The following is a 4,931-nucleotide window of genomic DNA, read 5'->3' as shown; positions in this document are numbered from 1 at the left end:
GAAATGAAAACAGTCTTGTTAAGAAAGCTGTGGATATCTTTATGGACGAAGAAAGTATGAAGGGCGCTTTTGGACTTGCAGTAACGGAGGATGGTGTTTACAGTGCACCATAAACTACATCCGGCAAATGCAATAGGATTGCTGATTGTCCTTATAGCGGCGACATTGATGATAAGCCATCCTATCTATGCTGTTCTTGTTGTAATTATTCTTTCCTTTTCCGTCGCAGTATTTGGAGGGATTGCCGAACTAAAAAGCCTGCTTAAGTTCTGGATCATTACAGGGATTATGATTATTATTATTAATCCGCTAGTATCGACACAGGGCGATACGGTTCTGTACCGCACGGCGCTGCCTGTCGTTGGAAGGATACGAATAACTGCCGAGTCTCTTGTTTTTGCAGGGTCAATGGTTTTAAGGCTTTTTTCTATGGTTCTGTCCATAAAGCTTTTTGGACTTTCCATAGACAGGGATGATTTTTTTGGATATTTATCACGATACATGAACAAGCTCGTACTGACCATGAGCATGACTGTGAACATGATTCATAGGCTGAGAGTTGAAACACAGCGGGTGAGAGAGGTCATGGAAATGAGGGGCCTCGATTTGAAATCCGGCGGTTTTGCGAGACGCATAAAGGCGCATTATCCGTTGATTAAGGTTGTGCTCATCAGCTCTTTGGAGGGTTCGGTCAATCGCGCTGAGGCTCTTTACTCGAGGGGCTATGGAAAAGGGAAGAGAAGCTTTTACAGGGAAATAAAGATGGAAAGTAAAGACTGCATTCATTTGGCGGCGCTTTGCATGTATGCTTGTGTGCTGGCTTATGGCATTTTTAAGGGGTGGCTTGGATTTAGCTATTTCCCTTCGCTGGCGCAGCAAAGCGATTTCAGCAGTCTCTATTTGATTGCGCATGGACTTAGTTTGACAATATTGATTGAAGCAACGCGGAGGTGTTCGGAATGGAAGTTTTCAGCATAGACAATCTTACATATCATTACCCGAACAGGGAGACACCTGCGCTTTCAAGTCTTAGCTTGAAAATATTCGAGGGAGAGTTCATTGTGGTTGCAGGAGCTTCAGGCTCTGGAAAATCGACGCTAGCAAGGGTCATTACCCGCCTTGCACCAGAATTTTACGGTGGGATAATCGAAGGGGAAGTTGAAGGGACAATGGATATAGGCATGGTTTTTCAAGATCCTGAAAAGCAGCTTGTAATGGAAACGGTAGAGAGGGAAGTTGCTTTTCCATTGGAAAACAGGGGCATAGAAAGAAATACAATGAGAAAACAGGTTCTAGAGGTGCTTACGCTACTCGGAATTTGGCATTTGAAGGATAAAAAAACCTATGAGTTATCCGGTGGCGAAAAGCAGAAGGTGGCAATTGCGGCTGCTCTTGCTGTTCGCAATAGATTCCTAGTTCTTGACGAGCCGGTCTCGCAGCTTGATCCTATGGCGGCGGACGAGATAATGCATCTACTCAAAAAACTCAATGACGATTTGGGATTTACTATCGTTCTCGTGGAGCAAAGAACCGAAAAATGCCTAAGTTATGCCGACCGCGTAGTTTTTCTTGAAGAAGGAAAGCTGGATTTTGACGGAAAACCGGATGAATATGTTAAATGGATAAGGAAGCACGATTGTTCTTTCATGCCTCCTGTAACGGAACTTTTTGCGAGGCTTGAATCGGATGAATTGCCTCTTACGGTAAAGGAAGGCCGAAAGTTGCTGAGCAGTAATTATGAGGTGGACGGAGATGTAAATGAAATGGCCGTAGATCCTATAGAAGAAAAGATAATGGAATTCAGGAATGTAGACTTCTCGTTTGAGAATGGAACTAGAGCGCTTAGCTCAGTAAACCTTGATGTGGGCAAGGGGGAGACTTTGGGGATAATAGGAGCCAACGGAGCCGGGAAATCCACAGCCTTGCGCCTAATGGCCGGTCTTTTGAAGCCAGGCAAGGGAAGTGTGGCTATGACAGGTAATGTGGGATACCTTTCACAGGAACCAAACGACTATCTTTTTAATGATACGGTTTACGAGGAATTGCTTTTTACACAAAAGAATTTCCGGAAGGAAGCTCATGGTTTCATAGAGAAAATTCTTAATGATTTGAATATAGAGAGTCATAGGGATGTTAATCCGAGGGATTTATCCGGAGGAGAGAGGCAACGTGTTGCGTTGGCTTCCGTTTTAGCGGTTGACCCGGGGATACTGCTGTTGGATGAGCCCACAAGGGGCCTAAACAGGGGATACAAGGGGAGGCTTGCCACGTATCTCAGAAGCCTTCAAAAGAAGGGGAAAACCATTATTCTTGTTACGCATGACATGGAGTTTGTGGCTGATGTGTGCGACAGGGTGGTGATAATGTTTGATGGTGAAATAGCTCAAGATGGACCGACAAGGGAAATATTGTCGGGAGGGCTTCATTTTACGACAGATATAAATCGTTTATTCCATGGTATGGCCAATCCTTTAATTCTTGAAGAGGCGGCAGATATTTGTACCAAAAGGGGGCATATCGAGTCATGAAATTGGGAATAGGATTGGCTCTGGCGCTTCTGGGGATGATGGCTTTAATATTTTGGCATTATGAAAAAAGAAAAACCAATGCCCGGGAGATAGCCTTGGTTTCAACATTAGCGGCATTGGCGGCAGTATCACGAATTTTTTTCGCGGCTTTGCCAAATATACAACCGACAACCTTTATAGTTGCAACGGCAGGTTTTGTTTTCGGACCAAGCTTCGGATTTATGACGGGGGCTATTGCGGCCTTTCTTTCAAACAATTTTCTTGGACATGGACCGTGGACCCCGTGGCAGATGCTTGCTTGGGGATTGACAGGATTCGTATCCGGGCTGCTGAGTAAAAGCAAAATCCACAAAAGCAGACTGCTATTTACAATGTATGCGTTTATGTGGGGATTTATGTTTGATTGGATAATGAACCTTTGGCATTGGCTTTTCTTCATCTATCCACTGAACCTTAGAAGCTTTGTAGCGGTTTATGCTGCATCATTTTATTTCGACATGCTTCATGCTGCGGGAAATGGTGTGTTTGCATTTTTCTTCGGAAAAGATCTGGTTGCGATACTTGGCAGATACAAGGACAAGCTGTCCTATGAAAGAATTAACGAATCTTTACAAAAGGATGTGGCGGAATGAGAAAAAACATATTAATATTTTCAATGATTGCATGCATGCTGTTTTCAGGCGTTGCATGGGGACAGGATGTATCAGCCCGAGCGCTGCTTAATTACGAGATTGACGAGTGGGGAATACTTGCGCTTCACGTTGCGGGTGTGGATATGGAAGGGACCGCTCTTGAAAGCGTAGAGGGCTCGGAAATTACTACCGACCACGAGGCATATATGATGGGATTACTGGCCTTGGGCAGGGATGTTTCCAAAGAGGCGGCCCTGGTTGAGGGAAGCCAGATGCCAGACGGCAAGTTTGCCGATTATATAGGCGGCACGGGGGATGATCTTCTGAACGCCCATATATGGGGAATCATAGCCCTTGAGAGCGCAGGGAATACTTCGTATGACAAGGAAAAAGCGCAGGAGTGGCTGCTTGACAATCAAAACGAAGACGGAGGATTCCCGGTGTATATAGGAATGAGGGAGTCTGACGTCGACTTGACAGCTATGGCAGTTGTGGCGCTTGACCTTATGGAATTAAAAGGCGCTGAAGCGTCAATCGAGGCAGCCTTTGAGTTCATAGAATCTAATAATGAATACAAGGAAACGGCGGAGAGCATCGCGTGGGAAATAATCGCGCGAAAACAGACGGGACTCGAAATTGGAGAAAATATTAAAGCTAGGCTAGAAGCTTATAGGCTCGAAAACGGGTCGTATCTGCATCTTAGAACAATGAGTTCAGGGAATTACATGGCATCGTGGCACGGAGTTTGGGCTGAATCGGAGCTGAAAAGACGGCTTACAGTATTCGATGGATTCAAAGCTAGAAATAGTCTGACAGATATAGGATTGGATACTCAGGCCTATGATGCAATCAAAAGACTTGTTGAGGATGGCGTTTTAGCAGGCTACCCTGACAGAACCTTCAGACCGGAGGCCCCCGTAAAACGCGGAGAATTCGTAAAGATGCTTGCGTTTGCAATGGATAAGGAAAACGAAACAGCGCTTAATGCAGGGTTTGACGATATGAAAGGCCATTGGGCTTCTTCATATGTGGACATTGCCGTTGAAAATAAGTTATTCAATGGGGTTTCAGATAAATTGTTTGATCCCGAAAGCGGCATAACCGGGGCTCAGTTCGCGGCAGTGGCCGTTAGGGCAAGAGGGCTTGATGCGGAGGCAAAAGCTTTTAATGGAGACACAGGGTACGACGGATATGTTTATTATGCCTGGCTGCATGATTTGCAGTATGAGGGTTTTGATATAGAAAAGGAAGCTACAAGGGCGCAGTGCGCTGAACTTATTGACAATTTATACTAAGAAAAAACGGAGGAAAGAATTCATGAAATCAAGGTTTTTAAGCTTTTTAATTGTATTTGCAATGCTATTTGGCATGGTTCCGAACATGGGAATGGTCACGGCTTATGGTATTACTGCTTCATCGTCACTGGCAGTGGATGATTTGGCGCTTCAGGCGGTGCAGAATATTTATGACAGATACCAGAACGGAATCGACATTGGCGCGCCTTCGGTCATGTATGGAGCGTACATGAGTAGCTACGACTGTGTCGCTTTGATGAATGCAGGGGTAAACCTTGAGACGTGGGAAAGAGACGGCACCAACCTTAAGGTGAAGATGGATGACTATCTTGCAAGTGCTGCCGGTAGGAACGCGAAGCAGCTTGCGCAGGATTACCTGTATCTTAATGCTGCAGGCAAGACAACCGATTCGGCAGTGGTACTTGAGCTTGTAAAGGCGATGCAGACAACGTCTGGTGCTCTTTCGGGGGACATAT

Annotated in this window: 5 protein-coding genes; all 5 read left to right on the top strand. The window is 45.2% G+C overall.

The features are described from left to right. Window positions 1-102: 102 nt before the first annotated feature. Window positions 103-978 carry an energy-coupling factor transporter transmembrane protein EcfT gene (locus JJE29_09080; protein ID MBK5252768.1) on the top strand — a complete coding sequence of 292 codons (876 nt, stop codon included), beginning with the start codon at window positions 103-105 and terminating at the stop codon, window positions 976-978. Further along, a complete protein-coding gene (locus tag JJE29_09075; GenBank protein ID MBK5252767.1) occupies window positions 960-2,528 on the top strand; it encodes an ABC transporter ATP-binding protein in 1,569 nt (522 codons plus the stop codon). The genes JJE29_09080 and JJE29_09075 overlap by 19 nt, the downstream gene beginning before the upstream one ends. Continuing rightward, window positions 2,525-3,160, top strand: coding sequence for an ECF transporter S component (locus JJE29_09070; GenBank protein ID MBK5252766.1), 636 nt, complete (start codon window positions 2,525-2,527; stop codon window positions 3,158-3,160). The genes JJE29_09075 and JJE29_09070 overlap by 4 nt, the downstream gene beginning before the upstream one ends. Continuing rightward, a complete protein-coding gene (locus tag JJE29_09065) occupies window positions 3,157-4,455 on the top strand; it encodes an S-layer homology domain-containing protein (GenBank protein MBK5252765.1) in 1,299 nt (432 codons plus the stop codon). Before JJE29_09070 ends, JJE29_09065 begins: the two co-directional genes overlap by 4 nt. 22 nt (window positions 4,456-4,477) lie before the next feature. Continuing rightward, the coding region (locus tag JJE29_09060) for a hypothetical protein (GenBank protein ID MBK5252764.1) at window positions 4,478-4,931 on the top strand (454 nt) is incomplete at its 3' end.

The organism is Peptostreptococcaceae bacterium (assembly GCA_016649995.1).
In the GTDB taxonomy this organism is placed as follows: domain Bacteria; phylum Bacillota; class Clostridia; order Peptostreptococcales; family BM714; genus BM714.
Note: the sequence above shows the minus strand (reverse complement) of the source record. Positions and strands in the feature narration are given on the sequence as shown.

Bases quoted from the DNA above. Each gene is read 5' to 3' on its own strand.
- JJE29_09075 (MBK5252767.1), top strand. From the start codon at position 960: ATGGAAGTTTTCAGCATAGACAATCTTACATATCATTACCCGAACAGG.
- JJE29_09070 (MBK5252766.1), top strand. From the start codon at position 2,525: ATGAAATTGGGAATAGGATTGGCTCTGGCGCTTCTGGGGATGATGGCT.
- JJE29_09065 (MBK5252765.1), top strand. From the start codon at position 3,157: ATGAGAAAAAACATATTAATATTTTCAATGATTGCATGCATGCTGTTT.